We start from the raw sequence: 23,259 nt of genomic DNA, 5'->3' as shown, positions 1-23,259 counted from the left end.
TCATCGCCCACAAACAAATCTGGCTGCGGTGGCCGCGCGGCGTGGAACCCGGCCACCCCGTCAGTGACCCCTCAGACGAAACAGCCCGGCAAGATGTGAGAGCCAATCGCATGTGATCCGCGGCTCCCACCCGCGATGCCACTGGGGCCGCCAACGGACGTGTCACCAGCCCCAAACGCGGATGATCACTCTGTTGGATGCCTGGGTTGTCATCGAGAGCCGCGACGCGGGCGGCGGTTTCCTCACCGAATCGTATGCAGTGTCCGAAGCTGGCCAATCGCGAACGTTCGTTTGTGTTACGCGATTGCATGTGGGCGGCCGTCGGACGGGGGAGGCCGGAATACGCCGGAAAGGGGCCGCGGGTTGCTGTAGCCGCAGCTCAGCGGGCGCGGCGACGTTGGGCGGGGTCTGCTTCGGCGGTGATGCGCGCGGAGGTCTCCTCGCCCAGGCGCACATAGCGGCCGAGGCTGGCCAGGTGCTGGTGGCGGCTCTTGGCCTGCAACTCCGGGGCGGTACGCCCGGCCTGGGCGAGATGCTGCAGCGCACTGTGGCGAAGCTGATGCAACGTCCACCCCTGGCGGTGCGGGTCGAGCTTGGCGGAGGCGGTCTTGAACAGGTACTCGGCGCGTGGATAGGACAGTCGGCCCCGCCGAGTGACGGGGCAGATGTCGGCGGCCGCGGGCGCGCGAGATCCGGAGGCAGGGGCGCGCCGGTCGGCCAGGAACACCGGCCCGGCGGTGCGGCCGGACAGCAGGCGGGGCAGGATGCGGGCGGTGGGGGTGGCCCAGTGCACGTACTCGATGGCGCCGCCCTTGCTGGTGACGCGGGCGCGGCGGAACTCTAGGTCGAGGTCTTCGATGTTGAGGGTGAGGATTTCCTCGGCGCGGGCGGCGGTGTCGTACAGGAGCCGCCACAGGACTCTTTCGCGCAGCGCGTGGGCGGGGTCAGTGAAGAGTGTCTTCAGCCGGGTGCGCGGGATGGCGCGGTCGCCGCGGCGGGCGGGCTTACGGCGCTCCAGGCGCCGGGCCGGGTTGGTGATGAGCAGTTCCTGGCGCTGGGCCCAGGTGGTGAAGGAGACCAGGGCGGACAGATGCCGGTTCCAGGTGGCCGCGGCCGCGGTGTTCCAGCGGTCCATCGCCGCGGCGTACTGCTCGGGGGTCAGCTCGGCGACGGGATGGTCCGGGCCGGTGATCGCGGTGAGGTGGGTGAGGGTCTCGGCGTAGCCGACGCGGGTAGTGGCCGCGGTGCGGGACTCCAGGAAGCGCTCGACCGCTGCGGCGGTGGTCGAGCCCGGTGGGGTCGGGTGAGCTGGGGAACGCCACGACGGACACGGGCCGTCCTCCTGCACGTGGATGTGACACATAATGTTGCCGAGTCGCCCGTGGCGCGGCGGCGGCCGAACTGGGCGGACACGATCCGGCGACCGCCAGTGTGACAGATAATTCATCTTCTGTGTCACATCTTTCGGCCCGCCGTTTCTCCTGCAGGGTGCACTCCTGTCAGCGCAAGGGCGAGCAGCCGGTCGGCCTGGGCCGCGCCGTCGGGTTCCTGCTCAACGGCCAGGCAGATGGCGTTGACGAGTTTGAGCAGGTCCGTGATCGAGACGTCGGGCCGTGCGGCGTTCGCCCGGCAGGCGCGGGCCAGCAGGTCCGCACCGGCGTCCGTGATCATCTTGTGGCAGGTGGTGCCCAGGGTGGGATCGCCGTCATGGGCCCCTCGCATCAGCGAGGCGGCCAGGCCCCGGTTGGCCACGGCGTGCCGGGCGACGGCTCCCAGCCAGGCCGCCAGCGCGTGCCCGGGGTCGGGGTCGGCGGCCAGGTCGGCGGCGGTGGCGCACAGGGTCTCGACCTTGTCGCGGAAGACGGCCTCCAGCAGTCGCTGCCGGGAGGGAAAGTGGCGGTGCAGCGTGGCCGAGCCGACGCCGGCGCGGCGGGCGATCTCCTCCAGGGACGCCTCGGCCCCGTGCTCGGCGATGGCCTCGGCGGCCGCGGCCCGGATGCGGTCGTAGTTGCGGCGCGCGTCCGCGCGCATCGGCCGCGTGGGCGAGGTCGTACGGCTGTCTGGCGGCATGTGATCTCCGGTGGACTTGCAAAAACGGGGTGGTCCTCCATATCGTACCTATCCAGAACCGGAGGGCCACCCCAGTTAGGTGGGTGACCGCCGCATGCCTACCGTCTGGAGACACATCGTGAAGACCATCGTGGTGGTGGGGGCGACCGGCCTGCAGGGCCGAGCCGTGACGGCGCAGCTGCTCGCCGACGGCTGGCAGGTACGGGCGATGACGCGCGATCCGGAGGCCGCAGCGGCTCGGGCGCTGGCGCAGGCGGGTGCCGAGCTCGTCCGCGCCGAGATGGAGGACCTCGCCTCACTCATCGCCGCCGCCGAAGGCGCCTATGGCCTGTTCAGCGTGCAGCCCACCGTCGGCTCCCCGGGCACCCCGGCGGGCTTCTCGGCTGAGGACGAGGTCCGCTGGGGCCACAACGTTGCCGACGCGGCCCACGCCGCCGGTGTGCGGCACCTGGTCTACGCCTCGCTCGCCGGCGCGGGCCGCCACAACACCGAGAAACTGCCGCAGAACACGATCAACAAGTGGCGGATCGAACAGCACATCACCCGGCTGGGCCTGCCCGCGACCTTCCTGCGCCCGGTCTCCTTCATGGAGAACTACACCGGCGCCTACCACCTGCACGACGGCGCCGTGGCCACCGCATTTGCCGCCGACGTGCCGCAGCAGATCATGGCCGTCGACGACGTCGGCGCCTTCGCCGCGCTGGCCTTTGCCCAGCCGGGCGAGTGGATCGGCCGCGCGGTCGACCTGGCCGGGGACGAACTGACCCCACGCCAGATCGCCGCCGCCATCTCCGCGGCGATCGACCGGCCGCTGCCCTACGTCCAGATCCCGATCGAGGTGATCGCCCAGCTCGGCGCGGAATTCGCCTACGCCTACACCTGGCTCAACGAACGCGGCTACCGCGCCGACGTCGCCTTCACCCGCGCCCTGCACCCAGGCCTGCTGGACCTGCGCACCTGGCTGCAGCGGACGGGAGCAGCCCAGATCGCCGGCTTCCTGGCCGCCCAGGACACCGCCGAGCAGGACCGATGAACGCGCTCGCCCTCGGACGGGTCGGCATCTGGGCGGGCGAGATGGACCGCTATCCCGCCCTCGCCCTGCGCCAGGCGGCCGCCGCCATCGAGGACCTCGGCTATCCGGCCCTGTGGTTTCCCGAGACGACCGGCCGCGAGGCAATGGCCCAGGCCGCCCTGCTGCTGTCGGCCACCCGGCAGACGGTCATCGCCACCGGCACCGCCAGCATCTACGCCCGCGACGCGATCAGTGCCGCGGCCGCGCAACGCACCCTTGCCGAGGCATTCCCCGCACGGTTCCTGCTCGGCCTCGGCGTCAGCCACCCCGCCCTGGTCACCGACGTGCGCGGCCACCGCTTCGGCCCGCCAGTGGCGACCATGCGCGCCTACCTGGACGCGATGGACACCGCCCCGTTCGGCCCTCCGACCCCCGCCGCGCCCAGGGTCCTGGCCGCGCTGGGCCCCAAGATGCTCCAGCTCGCCGCAGAACGCGCCTGCGGCGCCCACCCGCTGGGCATGCCGGTCGAGCACACCCGCCAGGCCAGAAGCCTGCTCGGGCCGCAAGCGCTGCTGGCGGTCACCCAGCTCGTTGTCCTGGACTCATCCCGCACCCGCGCGACCGGGCTGGCCCGTGCCCACGCGGCCACCGCCCTGCCCAACCGGCTCACGCTGCTACGCGACCTGGGATTCGACGACGCCGAATCCCTCGACGGCCGGCTGGTCGACGCCCTGGTGGCCACCGGCGGTCCGGAGGACATCGCTCGGCGGGTTGAACTGCATCTCGACGCCGGTGCAGATCACGTCAGCCTGCACGTGCTGACGGCCACACCAGACGAGCCGCCATTGCGTCAATGGCAGGAGCTTGCCGCACAGTTGCTGTGAGCGGCCCCTGTTCGGCCATCCAGGCACGAGCTGGGACGTGCGGGTTCGTCATCATGCCACCTCTGCAACGGGCATCAGGCCAGGGCCGCGGCGAACAACACTCGTGGTTCCAGGTCCAACCGGGTGTTGGGGGTGTCGTCCGGCGGGGTGAGGTTGAGGGTCCAGTTCCCGAACCGGCGGACGGTGTGGGTGATGTAGGGGGAAACGGTCGCCAAATCGTCCAGGTCGACAGGGTGTCCCTCGGCGGCGATGTCGTTGGCGGCGTCGGTGATGTCCAGGGCGGTGGAGTACATGACGCAGTTGGCGAGCAACTCGTTGAACTTGATGACCTTCTCCTGGTAGTCGGGGTCGTTGTGGCCGATGAGCTTGCCGCCGAACATGAGCCAGTCGGCGAAACCGTGGAAGGCCTCGTTCCGGTTGGTGACCTGGGTGATTTGCTCTCGCAGCTGCGGCTCAGACAGATGCAGCAGCGTGATGGTGCGGATCGCCCGGCCGAGCTCCCTGAACGCCCGGTACAGGCGGTTCTTGCGGGAATGGTTGCCCAGCCGGCGCAGCAGCGTGACCGACGACATCCTGTTCTCCCGGATGGAGATCGCGGTGCGCAGCAGGTCTGTCCAATGGGCCTCGATCAGGGCCCAATCGACCGCCTCGTCCCCGAACAGGGACAGGATTGTCTTTGGTCAGGACCGCCCTACGAATCGCGTCCTCAGCGACCTTCCGGACCCCGGCCCCGTCATAGACGACCTTCATCAGCTTGCGTACGAACTCCCGATGCCGCTTAGCCGACCGAACCGCCGCACGCTCCAGCGCTACGTCCTCGCCGAGCCCCAGAACGTCCCTCACATGCCGCACCACCAACAGCGGCACATCCTCGACCTTCGGGAAGTACCCCAGCCGCTGGTAGGACTTCAACCACACCACCAGGGCCAGCAGATGCTGCTGATCCTGCGTCTTGGTCCGCGCCCACTCCAGCTCGGCATCCGTCGGCGTGAACGCCTCAGCCAGCTCCCGCCCTGACACCACGCGGCCAAACCGTGGATACGCCGTGCGATCGACCGAGGTCACAGCCAACCCCCGCAGATACGGCCGACAAGACGCCGCCCACCCTAACGATCAACCGTCAGCCCCGCGGCCCCTTTCCGGCGTATTCCGGCCGGCCCCCTCGGAGAAAGGACCGCTGGCAGCGATCTCCAGGACCGGAGCAGTCCGTTGATATGACGAATGCCTGCACACGATCATGCGACGGCTGGCTTCGGAAGTGGGGAAAGGGTGGGCAGCCGTTGGCGCCGGCAGCAATGGAAGATCTCCAGGTTGTCGAAGATCGATGCGAACGGGTGAGGTTACGCCGCTTCATACGCTGTCGTCGGTTGGGTGGCCCAATGCCGTGGCGAGGGAGTCGGAGGTGCTGGCCGGATAGTCAGCGCCTGCCGTGAAATCCGCGATCGCGGGCCAGCGTTCGAGTACTGCGGCGGGCGTCAGCTCGGCGGCCGCGAACCGCACGCCTGCCGACCGCTGCCAGCGCATCTCTGCAGCCCAGCCGCCGCCGGTTTCGATCACAGAACCGGTCGTGGTGCTGATCGGATGCGCTAGGGCGAGCACGAACGGCGACACTGATGCGGCTGGCAGGCCGGCGCGCAATTCGTCGTCGAACACGCGGTCCGTCATGTCGGTGTGTGCCATGGGGGCGATCGCGTTGACCAGCACGCCGTGTCGCCGCCCCTCGATCGCCAGCGCTTTGGCCAGACCGATGATGGCTGCCTTGGCTGCGGCGTAGTTCGCCTGGCCGAGATTGCCGTGCAGGCCCGCACCCGAGGTTGTCAGCACGATTCGGCCGTGTCCTTGCCGAACCATGTGCGGCCATGCCGCGGCGGTGGCCGTGTAGGCACCGCCTAGGTGCACATCCACGATCTCGGTCCATTCCTCCTCGGACATCCGGCCGAAGGTGCGATCTCGTACGTGGCCGGCGTTCACCACGAGCGCGTCGATCCGGCCGTAGGTGTCGATGGCTGTGTCGACGATCGCTGCACCGTTTCGCGCATCGGTCACCGCGGTGGTGGCTGTGCCACCGGCCGTCTCGATGCGGTCCACCAGCTCTTTCGCCACCTCGGCGCGGCGTGCGTTCACCACCACCCGCGCGCCTGCGGCTGCGAAGTCGAGCGCGTACTGTCGGCCGAGCCCGGCGCCGGCCCCGGTGACGACGACCACGAGATCGTGAAAGTCGAGTGCGATCGGACCTTCTGGCATGCTCTCCCCTGGTAGGCGTCGCTGTGGCCGAGGCTTTGATGTGTAGGCGGTCTGTGTCGCCTGCTGGCCGGTCGATGATGGCAACGAAATCAGTGTCCTACGCAGGTGTCGGCCACATGGATCTGCCGCTCACGGACCAGCTGCTCAGCCGTCAATGCGGAAGAGACGCCTGTCGGATGCACGTGGCCTGGCCCAGTGCCGCTAGTTGGAGGCTCCGGTCTGGGGCGGGCTCGTCCAGCGCGGCCTTGACATAGGCTATTCCCGACCGCGGCATACGAGCGATCTTCGCGGCATACTCGTTTGCGGCAGCAGGCACTTCGGCGTCCGGGTGAGCGCTCAGGGCAAGGCCCATCGCCACCGCTTCCGCTCCCGTGAGCTCCCTGCCGGTGAGGATCAGGTCCAAAGCACGTTCCCGGCCCACCAGCCGCGGCAATGAGGCGGTCGCTCCCATGTCCGGTATCAGCCCGTAGCGCGCCTCGCGCAGGGCGAATCGTGCGCCAGCCGCGACGATCCGGACATCACATGCCAGAGCGAGCTGGCATCCGGCACCGAAGGCTACCCCGGTCACGGCGGCGATGACGAGAAACGGCGCACGGGGTATCCATCGGAACGCCTGCTGCGCTACCTCTATGTCAGCCAGCATCGGGTCGGGGTCAGCGTCAGGGTGGGCGGCGAGTCGCCTGATGAAACCGTCCGGGGTTCGCATCTCATCGAGATCGATACCTGAACTAAAAGACTCACCTGAGCCGCGGATGACGACACAGCGCACGTCCGGGTCAGCAGTCAGCTCCCGCCCCGCAGCCGCGAGCTCGGCCCACATTATGGGCGTCTGCGCATTGTGTCGCGCCGGCCGATTCAGGGTGAGGCGACGGATCGGGCCGTCGCCCTCAATGCTGATCTCCGTGGTGACCACGATTTCTGATCCTCCAGTCAATGTTCGCTCATTACGCTGTGCGGCGCCGTCCTGTCACGGTCGCGCTCACGCAGGAACGTCCGGAGTCGTCGGATCCCATCACCTGGATCACGCCGAACGAGCGGCCGATATGCATCGGCTGACCGATCATGGATATGGTCGCGCCGGGTGCGGGGGGCCGTAGGTACGAAACATGAACATGAGCCGTCCGCAGGTTCCCGCCTCGCTCGAACGCCTCCGCAGCCGCGACCTCGGCCAGGCTCGCCCAGATGCCGCCGTGAAGTACGCCGTACCCGTTGTTCCAGCGCTCAGGATCCGGGAGTTCGACGCGTGTACGCTGCTCGTCCGCGCTGATCCGCACACCCAGGTGCTCGGCGAAGTTCACGGTTTCGGGCAGAGGGTCGTCAGGCGGCACGGCACGCTCCGCGGCGACACGGGAATCACCGGCCGGCACGTACTGGGTCCAGGCGGCGCTCACCGCGATGAGGGTGCCGAAGTCGTCGACCACTTCACATTGAGCGAATCCTCCTGTCGCCTCCGCCCTCGGGACCCAGGAGGTGGCGTGCAATGTTGCCGTGTTCCACGGTGGTGGAACGATAATGTCGAACGCCAACTCGGTGGTCAGCGACCAGTGGCCGATCGGTCTCGCGGTGTAAATGGTTTCGCCCAAGACGTGGTCGAGGAGCACGGCCAGCGCGCCCGTCTGCTGGCGCCCATGGGAGTCGTCCATCCAGAGGCCGGTCCTCATCACCGATCGCAGAAACCTGCCATCGGCCCGGCAACCGACGATGCCGAAGCGTCTCTCCACCACACCCAAGTCACAGTCAGGCGGCGCGCCTTGCAACAGCTCGCCGCCGATGCCAGGCATGGTCGCGCCATCCTTACCTGTTTTCGGCAGATGCATCGTGCTCCTCGACGAATATCACTGGCGGGATCGCTACTTCTTCTTGATCTTGCGGTAGGCGTCGTTGATGCGGGCCACGACGTCGGGGTGCCAGATCACCTCTCGATAGGCAAGGGTTTCGTAGGTGAGCGCGCTGTTGGGGTCGAGGGCTGGGGACGTCCGTGCCATCTCCTTGTTGTTCACCGCCGATTTGACGGTGGTCTGCGCGATGGAGGCGGCGAGGGCGCTCGCGTGAGCGACTACCTCGCCCTCGGGTGCCAGTCGGTCGATGAGGCCGATCCTCAGGGCCTCCTTCGCGTCTATCCGTTCGCCGGAGAACGTCAGCAACTTCGCCTGGCTCAGACCGACGATCCGCCAGAGAGGGGAGAAATAGGGTGTTAGCCCGAACTTGACCTGCGGGTATCCGAAGATCGCGTTTTCGCTGCCGATCCGGATGTCGGAGAAGACCGCGATATCGCATCCGCCGCCGAGCGCGGGACCGCCGACGGCGGCGATGGTCGGTTTCCGGTAGTCCAACAGTGTGCCGTACGCCCGAAGGCATGCTTCGGAGTAGATCGCGCGGGTTTCCTCGGTGAATCCCGACTGCAGGTCCAGGTCCAGGCCCGCGCAGAAGATGTTTTCACCGCCGGTCAGCACCACCGCGGCGACCTCGTCGTCGTAAGCCCACGCGTCCAGCTGGTCGCTCAGGTCTGTCATCAGTTCCACGCTCAGGGCGTTGCGGCGGTCGAGCCGGTCGAAGGTGATCGTCCCGACGCCGCCCTTGACGGTGGATTTGATGTTCTGAAACTCAGTCATGCTGAAATTCGCTCTTCTCGTTGAAATTCGTCTCTACGACACGATGTCGTCGAGGTTGGCCAGCCGGTGCTTCTGGATCTTTCCGGCCGCGCTCCGCGGAATCTCGGCGACCACATGCCAGTGCGTGGGAATCTTCTGCTTGGCCAGCTTCTCCGCCTCGAGGTGCGCGATCAGTGGTTCCGTTCCGCGCCACTTGGCCCCGGGTTTGAGGACGAGCCAGGCCCCGACCCCTTCCCCCAGCCGCTCGTCCGGGATGGCGGTGACCGCCACCGCCTCGACATCGGGATGTGACGCGATGGCGAGCTCGATGTCCATGGTCGAGAACTTCTCGCCGCCGCGGTTGATGATGTCCTTGCTACGGCCGGTCATCTGCACCCAGCCCTGGGCGTCCACCCGGCCCACGTCGCCCGGATAGAACCAGCCGTCCTCGTCGATCTGCGCTTTGGTCAGCTGGGGGTCGGTGTACCTGGACAGCAGCTGTGGCCCTCTGATCCGCAGCTCGCCCACGGTTCCCGGCGGGAGTAGCCGTCGTTGTTCGTCCACAGCCTGGATTTCCATACCTCGCAGCAGCCGACCGTCCCATTCCCGGCGCCGGGCCAGCGGGTCACCGGACGAGGCGATGGCGCAGACTCCGGCCGTTTCTGTCATGCCATAAGCGCGCACCACGGTGACGCCCACCTCAGCGGCACGGTCGACGAGGGGGGCAGGGATGGCGGCACCAGCGCAGGCGTAGGTCGGCAGGCGATGGCTGGGCGATAGGCCACGCTCGTAGCGGTCCACCAAATCGGAGACGAACACGGTGGCGCCCATCATCAGGGACACATGCTCCCGCTCGATGAGCGAGAGCGCCTCGTCAGGTTGCCAGCCGCGCGTGATCACCGACCTTCCGCCGAGGAAGGCCGGAAACACCACTCCGGCCACGAAGCCGCCGAGGTGGGACAGCGGGGTCGCGGCCAGGGTCACCGTCTGCTCGCCGGCGCCGAGGGCCTCCTGGAAGTTACGCATGTGTGCGAGCAGCGCCTGGCTGGACAGGAGTGCACCCTTGGGCGCGGAGGTCGTCCCTGAGGTGTAGAGCAGCAGCGCCGGCTCCTCCGCCGACAGCGGCTCGGGCAGCTCGACATCGTCCTCGGCCTCTTCGGCCGGAACCTGCTCCCAACCGTCCCGGTGCCCACCCACGACGTAGCGCACCGCGGGAGCCAACCCCAGTTCGGCGAGCAGGTTGTCGAACTCTTCGACTGGCCGCCGGCTGCCGAGCTCGGCAGCCGCGGCGATCGCCGCCGGTCGGCAGTCGGCCAGGATACGGCGCATCTCGTGCTCGCGGTAGATCGGCACGACGGGCACGTCGACCGCGCCGATGCGGAACGCCGCGACCTGGAGGACCAGCGCCTCGAGGCAGTTGGGCAGCTGCACGAGGACGCGGTCGTGTCGGCGGACACCTCGACGGACCAGGTCGGCGGCCACTGTCTTGGTCCAGCCGTCGAACTCCCGGTATGTGATGCGCCGCTCCTCGAAGCAGAACAGCTCCTTGTCCGGGTACCGCTTGGCCTGGGAGGGCAGCAGATCACCGATCCGGTCATCGCTCCACAGATCGATCGCCCGGTACCCCGCATGCCGATATTCCGTAGCCAAGTTCGACGCCGTCGTCATCGATGTGCTCCCTTCGGGATGTGCCTGGTTCCAGCGCGGCCACCGTGTGGCCGGGAGAACCTGCGTCGAAGTTTATCTAGTTAATATTCACTAAACAATGGATGGTGGGATCGAGGATGGCTGTTGTTCTAGACCGATGAGGACGATGGGTCAGGTCACGATCGGGGCCGCAGGCGCTCGGTCGCCTTGCTCCGTTCGGATCGCAGCGCGTCGAGGCCTTCGCCGAGCCGCCTGGCGAACAGCCCGCGCTGGACCAGGTCGGCGGTAACGCGCAGTTCGTAGGCGGTGGCGCCGATGTGGTCCATGTTTCCGGCCCGCAACGCGACCTCCTTGAGCACGGTCGTCAGTTCGGTGCCGGCCTCGGCGATGTGCCGGGCGAGGCGAAGGCCGTTTTCCCGTACGGTGCCGACCGGTACGACCTCATCGACGAGGCCGACCCGGTGGGCTTCCCGCGCGTTGATCGGGTCGCCGGTGAACAGCATCCGGCGTGCCCGTTGCGCGCCTGCCTTGCGCAGCATGCCGTGGTAGAAGCCGTTCATGGCGTATTTGACCTGCGTGGACCCAAATGCGGCGTTTTCGGAGGCGACCGTGATGTCGCACATGTTCGCCAGGTCCATGCCGTAACCGGGTGCCATGCCGGCGACGGCTGCGACCGTGGGCTTGCGATAGTCGTAGATCGTCACCATGAGTTTGCACGCCAGGTCGACGAAGCGGGTGAGGTCCTCGCCGGTGATCTGATCGAGCACGTCGAGTGCCCAGCCCGCACAGAAGTAGTCCTCGTTGCCCACGAACAGGACGGCGGCCACACGGTCGTCCTCGGCCCAGTCCTCCAGGGCGGCGATGATCTCGTGGTGCAGGTCCCAACCGAGGGCGTTGCGCTTCTCCGGGTGGTCGAGCTGAATGACGCCGACGCCGTCTTCGACGGAGGTGATCAGGTATTTGTACTCGGCCATCGAGTGATGATCCTTTCTGGCTCTTGGGAGGATGGGAATTCAGCGGGTGAAGTCTGGTCTCAGCCGGTGATCTCCGACAGTCGCTCCACAGCCGCAAGCTGATCGGCATGGTCCGGAGAAAGCAGATCGGCCTTTACGGTGGTGATGCCCGCCGCGCGCAGGGCTGCCAGGCGTTCCTCTATGTCGGCGCGCGAGCCGATCAGTGAAACCGCGCGGACCAGGTCGTCGGGAACGGCCGCCGCCGCGTCGTTCCTTCGTCCGTCCAGGTAGTGCCCCTGGATCAGGTCGGCGGCTTCCTCGTACCCGTACCGGCAGGCGAGATCGTGGTAGAAGTTCTTGCCCCGCGCTCCCATCCCGCCGATATACAGCGCGAGCTGCGGCCGGACGGCATCGAGGAACACCTCCGCGGCTGTCCTGTTCTCACAGAAGGCCACTGGGATTCCGACAGTGATGTCCAGCTCACCCAGTTCGGGAGAGCGCTTCGCGCGGCCCGATGCGAGGCTGGGTCCCCACACCTCGCGGGCCTTCTCGGGATGGAAGAAGATCGGTTCCCAGCCTTCGGCTATCTCGGCCGCCAAGGCGACGTTCTTGGGGCCGATCGCGGCGATGCTGATCGGGATCCGCTCCCGTACGGGATGGTTGATGATCTTGAGTGGTTTGCCGAGACCCGTGCTCGCGTCGCCGCGCAACGGTATCTGGTAGTAGCGGCCGGAATGATCGACTTTTTCCCGGCGCCAGACCTGGCGGCAGATCTCAACGATCTCGCGGGTCCGGCCGAGCGGGGCGTCGTAGCGAACACCATGGAAGCCCTCGACGACCTGCGGGCCCGAAGCGCCGATACCCAGCGTGAACCGCCCGTCGGACACGTGGTCCAAGCCGGCGGCGGTCATGGCGGTGAGCGTGGGCGTGCGCGAGTAGAGCTGCAGGATCCCGGACGTGATCTCCAGCCGGTCGGTGCGGGCCGCGAGGTAGCCGAGTTGGGAGACCGCGTCGAACGAATACGCCTCGGCGATGCTCACCAGGTCCAAGCCGGCCTTCTCCAACTCGGCCACCCGTGCCGCCGCCTGCCGGAAGTCACGGCCGTATCCGAGCTGCAGTCCGATGCGCATTGCCTGTCCTTTCGTTGTCATTGGCTCGTGGCTGTTGTGTCATGAGTGACGTCCGCATTGAGGACGGCGTGCAGGAGGGTCTCGAACTCGGCCTCGACGTGCGGTCGGGCGTGCAGGTGGCCGACACGGACGACGTCGTTGACGATGCCGCGGGCCGCGTACACGAGCACGTGGCTCTCGGTCGCGCTCAACTCGGGTCGCCGCAGCCGCAGCGCGGCCGCCCATTCCTCGACGTTCACGGCCAGCTCGGCGCTGATCCGGCGACCGGCCTCCTGCGGCAGGTTGATCGCTTCGGTCACGTAGACGCCGAAGAGATGTCGCTGCTGGACACCGACGTGGATGTAGCCGCGCACCAGGTCGTCGAGGGAGCTGTCTTCGCGACCGTCTTTCCGCTGAGTCGCGAGCCGGTGTGCCGCCTGGGTGAAGGCCGTCACGAGAATCTCGGACTTCGTCGCGAAGTGGTGGTAGATGCTCGGACCGGACAGCCCGATCGCCGCTCCGATATCGTCCAGGCTGACCCCCGCGTAGCCACGCTCATGGAACAGTGTGATCGCGGTTTCCAGCAGCTCCTCGGCGCGGGACAGTGGGACATGGGGCCGGCGGGTCCCGGCCGACGGCGCTGTGCGTGGGTCCGGCGCCGGCAGCTCGGTGCGGGCCGCTGCGGCTGCGGCTGTGGCGAGGACGCGTTGGTGCTCAGCGCGGGGGAGGCGCATACCGCTGACCGAAGCACTTGCCATGGTCGCCAGCACCGCGGTGATGAGCAGCCTCAGCTGGCCACGATCGGCATCAGAGCGGCCATGCCGCAGGCGTGCGGAGAAGCGGGAGACGAACTCGCCGAACCGGGCCTCGATCCTCGCACGTTCCTCACCGCCGAGGTGCCGCATCTCCCGCTGTAGCAGGACCCACAGGTCGCGCCTGTCGAGGGCGGCGCCCGCAAGCTCGAACAGGAGGTCGTCCAGCGAGTCCGTGTCCGTGGTGAACGCGGCGTCCACCACGTCGAGCGCGCTGTCGATGGCGCCGGCGAGCAGAGCGTTCTTGTTCCGGAAGTGCCGGTAGACGGCCGGTGCGGTGACGCCGACCTCGGCCGCCACGTCGGCCAGCGCGACCGCTTGGTAGCCGTACCGATAGAAGCGCCGTGCCGCCGTCTGCGCCAGCTGCCGTCTGCGCTGCTCGGCCCCGAGACGTGCGGCGCCGGCGCGACCATTCCGTGTCGTCGTTCGTGCCACAACTCAGCCCCTCATTGCCGTGCCGTGTGCTGTCGCGTATCAGCACGATCGAGCACCGTGCTTGCCTAGTGAATATTAACTAAGCTACCGTCTGAGTCAATAGCCGATCCCATCAGTCCGGGAAGGAAGCACCGCGATGTCCCACTCACCGTCGGTACCGGAAGCGTTCATCTACGACGCCATCCGCACTCCGCGTGGCCGGGGGAAGAGCTCCGGGTCCTTGCACACCATCAAGCCCGTCACCCTTGTGGTCGATCTGATCGATGAGCTACGCGCCCGACACCCCGATCTCGACCCCGCCGCGATCGACGACCTCGTATTGGGCATCGTCTCGCCGGTCGGCGACCAGGGTTCGGTCCTGCCCCGTACGGCCGCTCTCGCCGCAGGTCTGCCCGACACCGTGTCGGGGCTGCAGCTCAACCGGTTCTGCGGGTCCGGTTTGGAAGCGGTGAACACGGCCGCGCAGAAGGTTCGGTCAGGATGGGACCGGCTCGTGATAGCGGGCGGGGTGGAATCGATGTCGCGGATACCGCTTGGCTCCGACGGCGGCGCCTGGATGAACGACCCGGAGACGAACTTCGCGACGTCCTTCATTCCGCAGGGAGTGAGCGCTGACCTGATCGCCACGATCGAGGGCTTCACCCGGGAGACTGTCGACTCCTACGCGGAGCGCTCACAGCGGCTCGCCGCTGCCGCGTGGTCCGGCGGGTATTTCGCGAAATCCATCGTGCCGGTGCGCGACCGCAACGATGTCGCCGTACTGGACCACGACGAACACATGCGGCCGGGCACGACGGCCGAGTCGCTGGCCACGCTCAAACCGTCGTTCGCCAAGCTTGGTGAGCAGGCCGGTTTCGACGCGGTGGCGCTCCAGCGCTACCACTGGATTGAGCGGATCGAGCACGTGCACCACGCCGGCAACTCTTCGGGCATCGTCGACGGCGCGGCACTCGTGCTGATCGGCGACGAGCGCATCGGCGAACAGCACGGCCTGACGCCCCGCGGCCGAGTCGTCGCCACCGCCACCTCCGGAGCCGACTCGACGATCATGCTGACCGGCCCCATCCCGGCCACCCGCAAGCTGCTCGACCACACCGGCCTCACGGTGGACGACATCGATCTGTTCGAGATCAACGAGGCATTCGCGGCGGTCCCCCTGAAGTACGCCAAGGATCTCGGCATTCCGCTGGAGAAGATCAACGTCAACGGCGGCGCCATCGCGATGGGCCACCCGTTGGGCGCGACCGGGGCCATGCTCGTCGGCACCATGCTCGACGAACTCGAGCGCCGGCAGGCCCGCCGTGCGCTCGTCACCTTGTGCATCGGCGCCGGCATGGGTGTCGCCACTCTCATCGAACGTCTGTGACGCCGTATACACCGATTTCTTGGAGCCACCGATGACGAACTACGACCACCCGATGTTCCGCTGGGAACGGGACACCGACGGCATTGTCACCGTGACGATGGACGACCCGGACGCCTCGGCCAACACCATGAACGACCGGTTCCGCAGGGAGCTCCCGATTCTCGTCGATCACCTGCACGCGGAGCGTGACTCCATCACCGGCGTGATCGTCGCCTCGGCGAAGAAGACGTTCTTCGCCGGTGGCGACCTCGGAATGATGATGCGCGCCACGGCGGACCAACGCGCGGACGTCACCACCATGCTCGACGGAGTCAAGGCCGCCCTACGGCGCCTGGAGACCCTCGGCAGGCCGGTCGTCGCGACGATCAACGGCGCCGCGCTGGGCGGCGGCTACGAGATCGCCCTGGCTTGCCACCACCGGATCGCGCTCGATCAGCCCCATGTGGCCGTCGGTCTTCCCGAGGTGACGCTGGGCCTGCTGCCCGGCGGCGGCGGGACCACCCGCACGGTCCGTATGTTCGGTCTGCAGGCCGCCCTGCAGGAGATCCTGCTGACCGGGACGAAGTTCCGTCCGCGGGCCGCTCTGGACAAAGGGCTGGTCGACGAACTGGTCGCCGATCCCGGACAGCTCGCGACGGCCGCCCGGGAGTGGATCGTGGCCAATCCAGAGCCGGTACAGCCTTGGGACCGACCTGGACACCTGATTCCCGGCGGCACTCCGGCCAGCCCGGCGCTGGCTGCCGTCCTGCCGTCCCTGCCTGCGGTGCTGCGTAGACAGACCCACGGATCGCCGGCTCCCGCCGCGCACAACCTGCTTGCAGCCGCGGTCGAAGGCGCCCAGGTGGATTTCGACAACGCCCTGACCATCGAATCGCGGTATTGCGCGGACCTGATCTGCGGCCAGATCTCGGCGAACATCATCAAGTCGATGTTCTTCGACATGCAGGCGATCAACCGGGGCGCCAGCCGCCCAGAGGGCTACCCGCCGCATCAGGCCCGGAAGCTGGTCGTTCTCGGTGGCGGCATGATGGGCGCCGGGATCGCCTACGTCAGCGCCAAGGCCGGCCTCGAAGTCGTCCTCAAGGACGTGTCTCTGAAGGCGGCCGAGCGTGGCAAGGGCTACAGTGCGAAGATCCTGGACAAGGCGGTCCAGCGGGGAACCACCACGCCCGCGCAGCGTGAGGAGGTCCTTGCCCGGATTCACCCGACCGCCGACCCGGCCGACGCCGCAGACGCCGATCTGCTCATCGAGGCGGTCTTCGAAGACCCCGAGCTGAAGAAGAAGGTCATCGCCGAAACGGCCGTCCACCTCACCCCGGATGCCGTGCTCGCCTCCAACACCTCGACCTTGCCCATCACCGGCCTCGCGGAAGGGGTGTCCAGGCCCGAGGACTTCATCGGGCTGCACTTTTTCTCCCCTGTGGACAAGATGACGCTGCTGGAGATCGTGGTCGGCGAGAAGACCAGCGACGCCACCTTGGCGAAGGCGATCGACATCGCGCGGCAGATCGGCAAGACCCCCATCGTGGTCAACGACAGCCGGGGCTTCTTCACCAGCCGCGTCATCCTGGAGTTCGTCAACGAAGCAGTCGCGCTGCTCGGCGAGGGAGTGCCCGCAGCATCGATCGAGCAAGCGGCGATCCAGGCGGGATATCCAGTCGGAGCTCTGGCCCTCGTGGACGAGTTGACGCTGACCCTGCTCCGCAAGATCCGCGAGGAGACCGTCGCCGGCTACCGCACGGCCGGGATCGACAGACCGGCGCACCCTGCCACGGCGGTGATCGACCAAATGATCGACAAGTCCGGACGCCGGGGACGTGCGGCCGGGGCCGGGTTCTACGACTACGTCGATGGACGCAAGGCGGGTCTGTGGCCCGGCCTGAAGGACGCCTTCGGCGGAACGAACACGGCGGTGCCGCTGATCGAGATGCAGGAGCGCATGCTGTTCGCCGAAGCGCTCGACGCGATCCGCTGCCTGGACGAGGAAGTCCTCAGGTCGGTCGCGGACGCCAACATCGGGTCGATCCTCGGCATCGGCTTTCCCACCTGGACCGGCGGAGTCCTGCAGTACATCAACCAGTACGACGGTGGCCTGCCCGGGTTCGTTGCCAGGGCACGGGAACTGGCGCAACGCTACGGAGACCGGTTCACTCCACCGGAATCACTCGTCCGCAAGGCCGAAAACGGGGAGGACTACCGATGAGCACCCATGACCAGACGCGGTCGCTGGCAGGCCGCACGATCCTGATGTCCGGCGGCAGCCGCGGTATCGGTCTCGCCATCGCGACCCGGGCCGCCCGCGACGGGGCGAACGTCGTACTGCTGGCCAAAACCGATAAGCCCGACCCGCGACTGCCGGGCACGGTACACACCGCCGTCGCCGCCATCGAAGCCGCCGGCGGCAACGGTCTCGCTGTAGTCGGTGACGTCCGCCGCGAGGAGGACGTCGCCGAAGCAGTCGATCGGGCTGTGGCGACCTTCGGCGGCATCGACATCGTGGTGAACAACGCCTCGGCGATCGCCTTGGCCCCGATCGGCAAGCTGCCGCCCAAGCGCTACGACCTGATGCTCGACATCAACGCCCGCGGCACCTTCACCCTGATCAGTGCCGCGCTGCCGCACCTCTACAAATCCGACAACCCGCACGTGCTCACTCTGTCGCCGCCGCTGAACCCGGACCCGGTGTGGCTGCACCGGCACGCGCCCTACACGATCAGCAAGTACGCCATGACCATGCTGACGCTCGGACTGGCCGGGCAAAACCACCCGCGGCCGCTGGCCGCGAACTGCCTGTGGCCGCGCACAACGATCGCCACCGCGGCGGTGCAGAACATCGTCGGCGGCGACACGGCGATGGCCGTGTCCCGCCGCCCCGAGATCATGGCCGATGCCGCACACGCGATCCTCTCCCGCAAGGCCACCGACCACACCGGCCAGTGCTTCATCGACGACGACCTGCTGCGCAGCGAGGGAATCACCGACTTCAGCGTCTATCGCTACGGCGACGCCGACGAAGCCGATCTCAAGATCGATCTGTTCCTGCCCGGAGGCGAGCATGCCTGACGCCACCCGCAGCGTGTACCAGGAGGACCACGAGCTGTTCCGGGAGGCCGTGCAGTCCTTCATCAAGACCGAGGTCGCCCTGTACGACGAGGAGTGGGAGCAGCGCGGGATCGTCGACCGGTCACTGTTCCTTAAAGCAGGGGAGGCCGGTCTGCTGCTGTTCGCGACACCGGAGGCCCACGGCGGACCCGGGATCGACGACTGGCGGTTCAACGCGATTGTGGACGAGGAGTTCGGCCGGTCCGGCTACGCCTCGGCGGGCCTCGGGCTCGCCCTGCAGAACGACGTGGTCGGGCCGTACATCCTCGAGTTGACCAACGACGAGCAGAAGGCGCGTTGGTTGCCCGGCATGACCTCGGGCGAGCTGATCGGCGCGATCGCGATGACCGAACCGGGCACCGGCAGCGACCTGTCCGGCATCGCGACCCGCGCGGTCCGCGACGGCGATCACTACGTCCTGAATGGCTCGAAGACCTTCATCTCCAACGGGCAGAACGCCGACCTCGTCGTGGTGGCCGCCCGCACCTCCGAGGAGAAGCATCGCGGCCTGACCTTGTTCGTCGTCGAGCGGGGCATGAGGGGTTTCGAGCGAGGACGGAACTTGAAGAAGCTGGGCCTGCACGGCCAGGACACCAGCGAGCTGCACTTCACCGACGTGCGCGTACCCGTCGCCAATCGGCTCGGCGAGGAAGGGCAGGGCTTCTTCCAGCTCATGCGCAACCTGCCGCAGGAACGCCTCTCCCTGGCGGTCACCGGGGTCTCCGCCGCGGAAGGTTTACTGGCCCGCACGATGGAGTACGTCACCGAACGCCGCGTCTTCGGCCAGCCGATCGGGACCTTCCAGTACAACAGGTTCCTGCTGGCCGAACTGCACACCGAAGTCGATATCGCCCGGGTCTTCGTGGACCACTGCGTGGCCCTGCACGCAGACGGGCAGCTGACTCCCGTCCAGGCCGCCAAGGCGAAATGGTGGTGCACCGAACTGCAGGTCCGGGTGGCCGACCGCTGCCTGCAACTGCACGGTGGTTACGGCTACATGCACGAATACCCGGTCAGCCGCGCCTTCGCCGACGCCCGCATCCAGACCATCTACGGCGGCACGACCGAGATCATGAAAGAGATCATCGGCCGGGACCTCGGTCTTTGAGCGGTGTCGGGATGAGCACACCAGTTACGCTCGAGGTGCGCGAAGACGTTGCGCTGATCGGCCTTTCCCGGCCCGCCAACGGCAACGCCATCGATTTGCCGATGGCGCGGGGACTCCGGAACGCGGTGACCGAGGTCGGCTCGATGCCCACAGTGGGCGCGGTGGTCCTGTTCGGACACGGCGAGCAGTTCTGCGTCGGCGGCGATCTTCAGGTTTTCGCCACCGCCGCGGCACCCGGCGTGTTCCTCGCGGAACTCGCCGACACTGCGCACGAGGCCGTGCTCGGGCTTCGCGCGCTTCCCGTGCCAGTGATCAGCGCCGTCCACGGCGCCTGTGCCGGCGGCGGGATCGGCTTCGCCCTCGCCGCCGACCTCGTGCTGGCTGAGCGCACCGCCCGCTTCGTGGTCGCGTACACCGCAGCCGGGCTCTCTCCCGACTGCGGGGTGTCCTGGATCCTGACGAGGGTGCTCGGCCCGGCCCGCGCCAACGACCTGATCCTGACCAACCGGCGGCTGGACGGTATCGAGGCGGAAAGGCTGGGATTGGTCAGCCGCGTCGTCGAGCCCGGCACTGTGTACGAGGAAGCGCTGCGGCTGGCACGTTCGCTCGCAGAGGGGCCCCGCGACGCGCTGGCACGGTCCGCTCAGCTCGTACGCGACGCCGGCGCCACCCCGTTGAAGGAGCATCTCCAGCACGAAGCCGAGTCCATCGCCTCCCTGATCGAGACACCGAACGGTTCGGAGGGCATCGCCGCCTTCCTCCAGAAGCGGCACCCAGATTTCACCACCACATCGAGGAGTTGAGACACCATGGACAACAACGCCGCCGTCGGCACCGCGTTCCTGCGCCGGTTCGCCACCGACTGGCTCGCTGCCTGGAACTCACACGACACCGAGCGGGTCCTGGCCTTGCTGCACTCGGAGATCCTCTGGGAGGACACCGTCTTCTGGACCGACGTCATTCATGGCCGGGAAGCGCTCCGGGAGTACGTCGAACGAATCTGGAAGGTGATGCCGGACGTCCGCTTCGAAGAGGTGCAGCTGTTCACCGCACCGGAGGACGGCCGGGCGCTCGTACTGTTCCGCCAGGAGGGTAGCGGGCCGCCTCAACTCGACCCCACCCGCCGATTCGACACCTACGGTTGCGACATCTTTCTCGAGTTCACCGATGGGCTGCTGTCTCGCTACCTGGCACAGTACGAGATCACGGAGATGATGCGTCAACTTGGGGCCCTGCCACCTCGCGACGGGAAGATCGGCGGCGCGTACCTTCTCTCACTGCTCGACAGGAACCAAACGTCACATTCCACAGGCTCAGGCTGAGATCAGAATCACGCGGTTCACCCGGACAGTGCCAGGGGCTGGCGCTGTCCGGCGAACCTGTTTACTCGCCGAGCCCAACCCCGACACCCTGCCCTACCCCGTCCCCGACGCCCAAAACCGGAGCGCGCGTCCCCTGCTGGGCTGGGCGTTGACCGTCAGCATCGGGCGATGACGAAGATGCGCGAGCGGTTCGCCGGCTGACAACGTGGAAGCGAGCCGGCGTGATCGGCCACAGGGTGTGGCGCCGGCCCCTTCGGAGGTCCCTCCTGCTCCGCTCGCGACCCGGCTTACCCATGTCCGTCGGCTGTCAGGGCGGCGTGGACGAGAACCCGCAGCTCCTCGGTCAGGCCTGGGCGGGCATGAAGCCGGCCGATCCGCACGACATCGTGAACGATGCCGCGCGCGGCCTGCACGAGGACCATCTGCTCCGCCTCGCTCAGCTCCGGGCGTTCGCGGCCGAGCGCCTGGCACCACGCCTGGACGTCGGCCTGCAGACCTGCCCTGATCCGCCGACCCGCTTCGGCAGGCAGGTTGACCGCGTCCAGCACGTAGACACCGAGGAGCAGCCGTTCGCGCACTCCGAGATCGACGTACACGCCTACGAGATCGTCAAGGCTCGGCGGCTCGACGCCGCTACCCCAGTGCACGGCCAACCACTCCGTCGCCCTGGTGACCGCCGCGACGAGAAGGTCGGCCTTCGTGGCGAAGTGATAGTAGATGCTCGGCCCGGCGATCCCGACTTCGGCGCCGATGTCATCGAGGCTGACCGCCGCGTAACCCCGCTCGTGGAACAACCGTACGGACGTCCTGAGCAGTTCCTCGCTTCGGGACGGCGCGGTGGGTTCCACCGCGACCGCTCGTTCGGGCGGAGTATCCTGGCGCGCGTGACGGTCGCCACCGGCTGAGGGCAACCGCACACGGCACACCGCCTCCGCGGCGGCGGCGAGCCAGCGCTGCTGTTCGTCCGCGGGGAGTCTGCGCGCGTAGACCGCAGGGCTCGAAAGGACGGCGAAGGCCGCGGTGACGAGCAGTTGGACATCTCGAGCGTCGGCGTCCGGGCGCAGCCGCTGCACCGCGGAGCTGAAGCGGGCGATGAACGCCGAGAAGCGCTCCTCGATCGGCGCCCGCTGCGCCGGTTCGAGGTGGCGCAACTCGCGCTGGAGCAGGGTCCACAGCTCACGCCGCTTGACGGCAACGGCGGCCAACGGCGGTAGCAGCTCGTGCAGCGGCGCTGAAGCGGCGTCGGCGGAAGCGGCGTCGACGACGTCGAGGGCGCTGCCTATCGCCGCCGCGAGCAGCTCCTGCTTGCTCCGGTAGTGCCGGTAGATGGCCGGTGCGGTGAGTCCGATCGACGTCGCAACCTCCGCCATCGAGACCTGATGGAACCCGAGGCGGTGAAACTGCTGCCCAGCGGACTCTGCCAACTGGCGCCGACGCTCATCAGTGCTCAGGCGCGTGCGTGCCTGCCTGATGCCGGTTCGGGTTCCGGTTCGGGCCATGAGCTTCCCTTCGAGGTCGGTCGTGGTCGGTCGTGCTGTCCACTGCCTCGATCCTACCGAAGGCTTTTTAGTGAATGTAAACTAACCGTGTCAACTCGGTGAGGGGTGTAGGACCGGCCTGGGGATGGGGTCCTTTCCGGCCCGGTGGTGAGCATCTCCGGTACGACGCGAAGGCCGCACGCGCCGTATGGGGTGTTGTTCCGGGCGGACTGTCCTACGATGTGACCCTCCATCTCGCAGGGCACGCCGGCGGCGGACAACATGATGGCGTCCTGATCTCCGAGGGCGACGCACGGACCGGTGTCCTTGGCCCTGGCCGGTCGGCGAGCCGACCCCACACCTTACCTATTGAATATTCACTAGATAGCGTTTGAGGTGCTCGTACGGCATAGGGCGGCCCGGCTGCCGGAGAGCGGGTTCCCGGGTACTGAGCCCCGGGACCGCCACCGAGACCACGAGGGGGTCCCGCCCGATCAAGACGATCGGACGGGACCTCGTCACCGTCCCTTCGGGCCGTCTCACGAACGCCCCGGGGCGTATGGGGCCCTACTTCCAGAACTTGACCTCGGGGTAGGTTCCGGAGGGGCCGTCCAGGAGCCGCTGGTCGCGCTCGCGCAGGTGCCGATCCATGAAGGCGGCCACGTAGGCCCGGGTGATCTCCAGTTCCCTCGCCGACCGCTTGGTCAGCAGCGGGTAGTCCGTGAAGGAGGCGTGGTCGCCGCCCTCCACCGTGAGCCAGCGCTTCCAGCCCGTCATGCGCGCCCAGTCGCGGCCCCAGGTGAAGTCCTTGCCGCCCGGCTCGTGCACCTCGCCCGCACCCATCAGCATGAACGGCCGTGCCAGGCCCTTGTCGGGGATGGGCACGAAGAAGGCGCCGTCCATGTTGATCCCGGCGCGCACGCGCGGGTCCTGCAGCATCGTCCACGACGTGCTCGCGCCGCCCAGTGAGTGCCCGGCCATGCCGATGCGTGAGCGGTCGATGAGCCTGGCACCCTTCGGGGCATGACGAGCATCGGAACTGTGATTCTTAACCTGCGGCCCGGTTGGGCCTGCCACGCTCGATGTCGGCACTTGGTATGACCCACATTCGGAACTGGCGCCCGAT

The 23,259-nt window shown here is 67.7% G+C and carries 21 protein-coding genes and 1 pseudogene; 8 read left to right on the top strand and 14 right to left on the bottom strand.

Features of this window, described 5'->3' with window-relative positions:
- Positions 1 to 379: 379 nt before the first annotated feature.
- Together ABZ260_RS10080 and ABZ260_RS10075 are read right to left on the bottom strand one after the other, a co-directional pair.
- A complete protein-coding gene (locus tag ABZ260_RS10080; RefSeq protein WP_355615256.1) occupies positions 380 to 1,363 on the bottom strand; it encodes a tyrosine-type recombinase/integrase in 984 nt (327 codons plus the stop codon).
- Between the two features lie 92 nt (positions 1,364 to 1,455).
- Positions 1,456 to 2,070: a helix-turn-helix domain-containing protein gene (locus ABZ260_RS10075; protein WP_355615254.1), complete on the bottom strand. Its 615-nt coding sequence runs from the start codon at positions 2,068 to 2,070 to the stop codon at positions 1,456 to 1,458.
- 118 nt (positions 2,071 to 2,188) lie between these two features.
- Between ABZ260_RS10075 and ABZ260_RS10070 the strand changes: the two genes are divergently transcribed.
- Together ABZ260_RS10070 and ABZ260_RS10065 are read left to right on the top strand one after the other, a co-directional pair.
- Positions 2,189 to 3,103 (top strand): NmrA family NAD(P)-binding protein, encoded by a 915-nt coding sequence (locus tag ABZ260_RS10070; RefSeq protein WP_355615251.1) that lies wholly within the window; start codon positions 2,189 to 2,191, stop codon positions 3,101 to 3,103.
- Positions 3,100 to 3,966 carry a TIGR03620 family F420-dependent LLM class oxidoreductase gene (locus tag ABZ260_RS10065; protein WP_355615248.1) on the top strand — a complete coding sequence of 289 codons (867 nt, stop codon included), beginning with the start codon at positions 3,100 to 3,102 and terminating at the stop codon, positions 3,964 to 3,966. The genes ABZ260_RS10070 and ABZ260_RS10065 overlap by 4 nt, the downstream gene beginning before the upstream one ends.
- A 74-nt stretch (positions 3,967 to 4,040) precedes the next feature.
- On the opposite strand, the gene ABZ260_RS10060 is transcribed toward ABZ260_RS10065, so the two are convergent.
- From ABZ260_RS10060 to ABZ260_RS10015, 10 genes and pseudogenes are all read right to left on the bottom strand, one after another.
- The gene (locus ABZ260_RS10060; protein ID WP_355615287.1) at positions 4,041 to 4,628 is read right to left on the bottom strand and encodes a Tn3 family transposase; all 588 of its coding nucleotides are present in this window, start codon (positions 4,626 to 4,628) and stop codon (positions 4,041 to 4,043) included.
- Positions 4,629 to 4,689: 61 nt separating this feature from the next.
- Positions 4,690 to 4,986: pseudogene (locus ABZ260_RS10055) on the bottom strand (DUF4158 domain-containing protein); the annotation flags it as partial.
- Positions 4,987 to 5,316: 330 nt separating this feature from the next.
- Positions 5,317 to 6,210, bottom strand: coding sequence for an SDR family NAD(P)-dependent oxidoreductase (locus ABZ260_RS10050; RefSeq protein ID WP_355615245.1), 894 nt, complete (start codon positions 6,208 to 6,210; stop codon positions 5,317 to 5,319).
- Positions 6,211 to 6,361: 151 nt separating this feature from the next.
- Positions 6,362 to 7,123, bottom strand: a complete 762-nt coding sequence (locus tag ABZ260_RS10045; protein WP_355615242.1) for an enoyl-CoA hydratase/isomerase family protein — start codon at positions 7,121 to 7,123, stop codon at positions 6,362 to 6,364.
- A 31-nt stretch (positions 7,124 to 7,154) separates the two neighbouring features.
- Positions 7,155 to 8,027: a hotdog fold thioesterase gene (locus ABZ260_RS10040; protein WP_355615239.1), complete on the bottom strand. Its 873-nt coding sequence runs from the start codon at positions 8,025 to 8,027 to the stop codon at positions 7,155 to 7,157.
- A gap of 33 nt (positions 8,028 to 8,060) precedes the next feature.
- Entirely contained in the window at positions 8,061 to 8,822 is a 762-nt protein-coding gene (locus ABZ260_RS10035) for an enoyl-CoA hydratase/isomerase family protein (RefSeq protein WP_355565029.1), read from the bottom strand.
- A gap of 33 nt (positions 8,823 to 8,855) precedes the next feature.
- On the bottom strand, positions 8,856 to 10,469 hold the full coding sequence (locus ABZ260_RS10030) for an AMP-binding protein (RefSeq protein WP_355615236.1): 1,614 nt from the start codon (positions 10,467 to 10,469) through the stop codon (positions 8,856 to 8,858).
- Positions 10,470 to 10,624: 155 nt separating this feature from the next.
- Positions 10,625 to 11,422: an enoyl-CoA hydratase/isomerase family protein gene (locus ABZ260_RS10025; protein ID WP_355615233.1), complete on the bottom strand. Its 798-nt coding sequence runs from the start codon at positions 11,420 to 11,422 to the stop codon at positions 10,625 to 10,627.
- A gap of 59 nt (positions 11,423 to 11,481) precedes the next feature.
- On the bottom strand, positions 11,482 to 12,531 hold the full coding sequence (locus tag ABZ260_RS10020; RefSeq protein WP_355615230.1) for an LLM class F420-dependent oxidoreductase: 1,050 nt from the start codon (positions 12,529 to 12,531) through the stop codon (positions 11,482 to 11,484).
- A gap of 17 nt (positions 12,532 to 12,548) precedes the next feature.
- Positions 12,549 to 13,757 (bottom strand): TetR family transcriptional regulator, encoded by a 1,209-nt coding sequence (locus ABZ260_RS10015; protein WP_355615227.1) that lies wholly within the window; start codon positions 13,755 to 13,757, stop codon positions 12,549 to 12,551.
- Between the two features lie 136 nt (positions 13,758 to 13,893).
- On the opposite strand from ABZ260_RS10015, the gene ABZ260_RS10010 reads away from it, so the two are divergent.
- From ABZ260_RS10010 to ABZ260_RS09985, 6 genes are read left to right on the top strand one after another with little or no spacing between them, the layout of a single operon-like run.
- Positions 13,894 to 15,123 (top strand): acetyl-CoA C-acetyltransferase, encoded by a 1,230-nt coding sequence (locus ABZ260_RS10010; RefSeq protein WP_355615224.1) that lies wholly within the window; start codon positions 13,894 to 13,896, stop codon positions 15,121 to 15,123.
- Positions 15,124 to 15,154: 31 nt separating this feature from the next.
- On the top strand, positions 15,155 to 17,326 hold the full coding sequence (locus ABZ260_RS10005; RefSeq protein ID WP_355615221.1) for a 3-hydroxyacyl-CoA dehydrogenase NAD-binding domain-containing protein: 2,172 nt from the start codon (positions 15,155 to 15,157) through the stop codon (positions 17,324 to 17,326).
- Positions 17,323 to 18,186 carry an NAD(P)-dependent oxidoreductase gene (locus ABZ260_RS10000; RefSeq protein WP_355615218.1) on the top strand — a complete coding sequence of 288 codons (864 nt, stop codon included), beginning with the start codon at positions 17,323 to 17,325 and terminating at the stop codon, positions 18,184 to 18,186. Before ABZ260_RS10005 ends, ABZ260_RS10000 begins: the two co-directional genes overlap by 4 nt.
- Positions 18,179 to 19,333: an acyl-CoA dehydrogenase family protein gene (locus ABZ260_RS09995; RefSeq protein ID WP_355615215.1), complete on the top strand. Its 1,155-nt coding sequence runs from the start codon at positions 18,179 to 18,181 to the stop codon at positions 19,331 to 19,333. Before ABZ260_RS10000 ends, ABZ260_RS09995 begins: the two co-directional genes overlap by 8 nt.
- 11 nt (positions 19,334 to 19,344) lie before the next feature.
- Positions 19,345 to 20,136 carry an enoyl-CoA hydratase-related protein gene (locus tag ABZ260_RS09990; protein WP_355615212.1) on the top strand — a complete coding sequence of 264 codons (792 nt, stop codon included), beginning with the start codon at positions 19,345 to 19,347 and terminating at the stop codon, positions 20,134 to 20,136.
- 6 nt (positions 20,137 to 20,142) lie between these two features.
- Positions 20,143 to 20,655 (top strand): nuclear transport factor 2 family protein, encoded by a 513-nt coding sequence (locus ABZ260_RS09985; protein ID WP_355615209.1) that lies wholly within the window; start codon positions 20,143 to 20,145, stop codon positions 20,653 to 20,655.
- A gap of 287 nt (positions 20,656 to 20,942) precedes the next feature.
- On the opposite strand, the gene ABZ260_RS09980 is transcribed toward ABZ260_RS09985, so the two are convergent.
- Positions 20,943 to 22,154, bottom strand: coding sequence for a TetR family transcriptional regulator (locus ABZ260_RS09980; protein WP_355615206.1), 1,212 nt, complete (start codon positions 22,152 to 22,154; stop codon positions 20,943 to 20,945).
- A 546-nt stretch (positions 22,155 to 22,700) separates the two neighbouring features.
- Entirely contained in the window at positions 22,701 to 23,210 is a 510-nt protein-coding gene (locus tag ABZ260_RS09975) for a hypothetical protein (protein WP_355615203.1), read from the bottom strand.
- Positions 23,211 to 23,259: the final 49 nt, after the last annotated feature.

Source organism: Streptosporangium sp. NPDC006013, assembly GCF_040614275.1.
Taxonomy (GTDB): domain Bacteria; phylum Actinomycetota; class Actinomycetes; order Streptosporangiales; family Streptosporangiaceae; genus Streptosporangium.
Note: the sequence above shows the minus strand (reverse complement) of the source record. Positions and strands in the feature narration are given on the sequence as shown.

Coding starts and splice junctions, on each gene's coding strand:
- ABZ260_RS10080 (WP_355615256.1), bottom strand. CDS start 1,363: ATGTGTCACATCCACGTGCAGGAGGACGGCCCGTGTCCGTCGTGGCGT.
- ABZ260_RS10075 (WP_355615254.1), bottom strand. CDS start 2,070: ATGCCGCCAGACAGCCGTACGACCTCGCCCACGCGGCCGATGCGCGCG.
- ABZ260_RS10065 (WP_355615248.1), top strand. CDS start 3,100: ATGAACGCGCTCGCCCTCGGACGGGTCGGCATCTGGGCGGGCGAGATG.
- ABZ260_RS10050 (WP_355615245.1), bottom strand. CDS start 6,210: ATGCCAGAAGGTCCGATCGCACTCGACTTTCACGATCTCGTGGTCGTC.
- ABZ260_RS10040 (WP_355615239.1), bottom strand. CDS start 8,027: ATGCATCTGCCGAAAACAGGTAAGGATGGCGCGACCATGCCTGGCATC.
- ABZ260_RS10035 (WP_355565029.1), bottom strand. CDS start 8,822: ATGACTGAGTTTCAGAACATCAAATCCACCGTCAAGGGCGGCGTCGGG.
- ABZ260_RS10030 (WP_355615236.1), bottom strand. CDS start 10,469: ATGACGACGGCGTCGAACTTGGCTACGGAATATCGGCATGCGGGGTAC.
- ABZ260_RS10025 (WP_355615233.1), bottom strand. CDS start 11,422: ATGGCCGAGTACAAATACCTGATCACCTCCGTCGAAGACGGCGTCGGC.
- ABZ260_RS10020 (WP_355615230.1), bottom strand. CDS start 12,531: ATGCGCATCGGACTGCAGCTCGGATACGGCCGTGACTTCCGGCAGGCG.
- ABZ260_RS10010 (WP_355615224.1), top strand. CDS start 13,894: ATGTCCCACTCACCGTCGGTACCGGAAGCGTTCATCTACGACGCCATC.
- ABZ260_RS10005 (WP_355615221.1), top strand. CDS start 15,155: ATGACGAACTACGACCACCCGATGTTCCGCTGGGAACGGGACACCGAC.
- ABZ260_RS10000 (WP_355615218.1), top strand. CDS start 17,323: ATGAGCACCCATGACCAGACGCGGTCGCTGGCAGGCCGCACGATCCTG.
- ABZ260_RS09995 (WP_355615215.1), top strand. CDS start 18,179: ATGCCTGACGCCACCCGCAGCGTGTACCAGGAGGACCACGAGCTGTTC.
- ABZ260_RS09990 (WP_355615212.1), top strand. CDS start 19,345: ATGAGCACACCAGTTACGCTCGAGGTGCGCGAAGACGTTGCGCTGATC.
- ABZ260_RS09985 (WP_355615209.1), top strand. CDS start 20,143: ATGGACAACAACGCCGCCGTCGGCACCGCGTTCCTGCGCCGGTTCGCC.
- ABZ260_RS09980 (WP_355615206.1), bottom strand. CDS start 22,154: ATGGCCCGAACCGGAACCCGAACCGGCATCAGGCAGGCACGCACGCGC.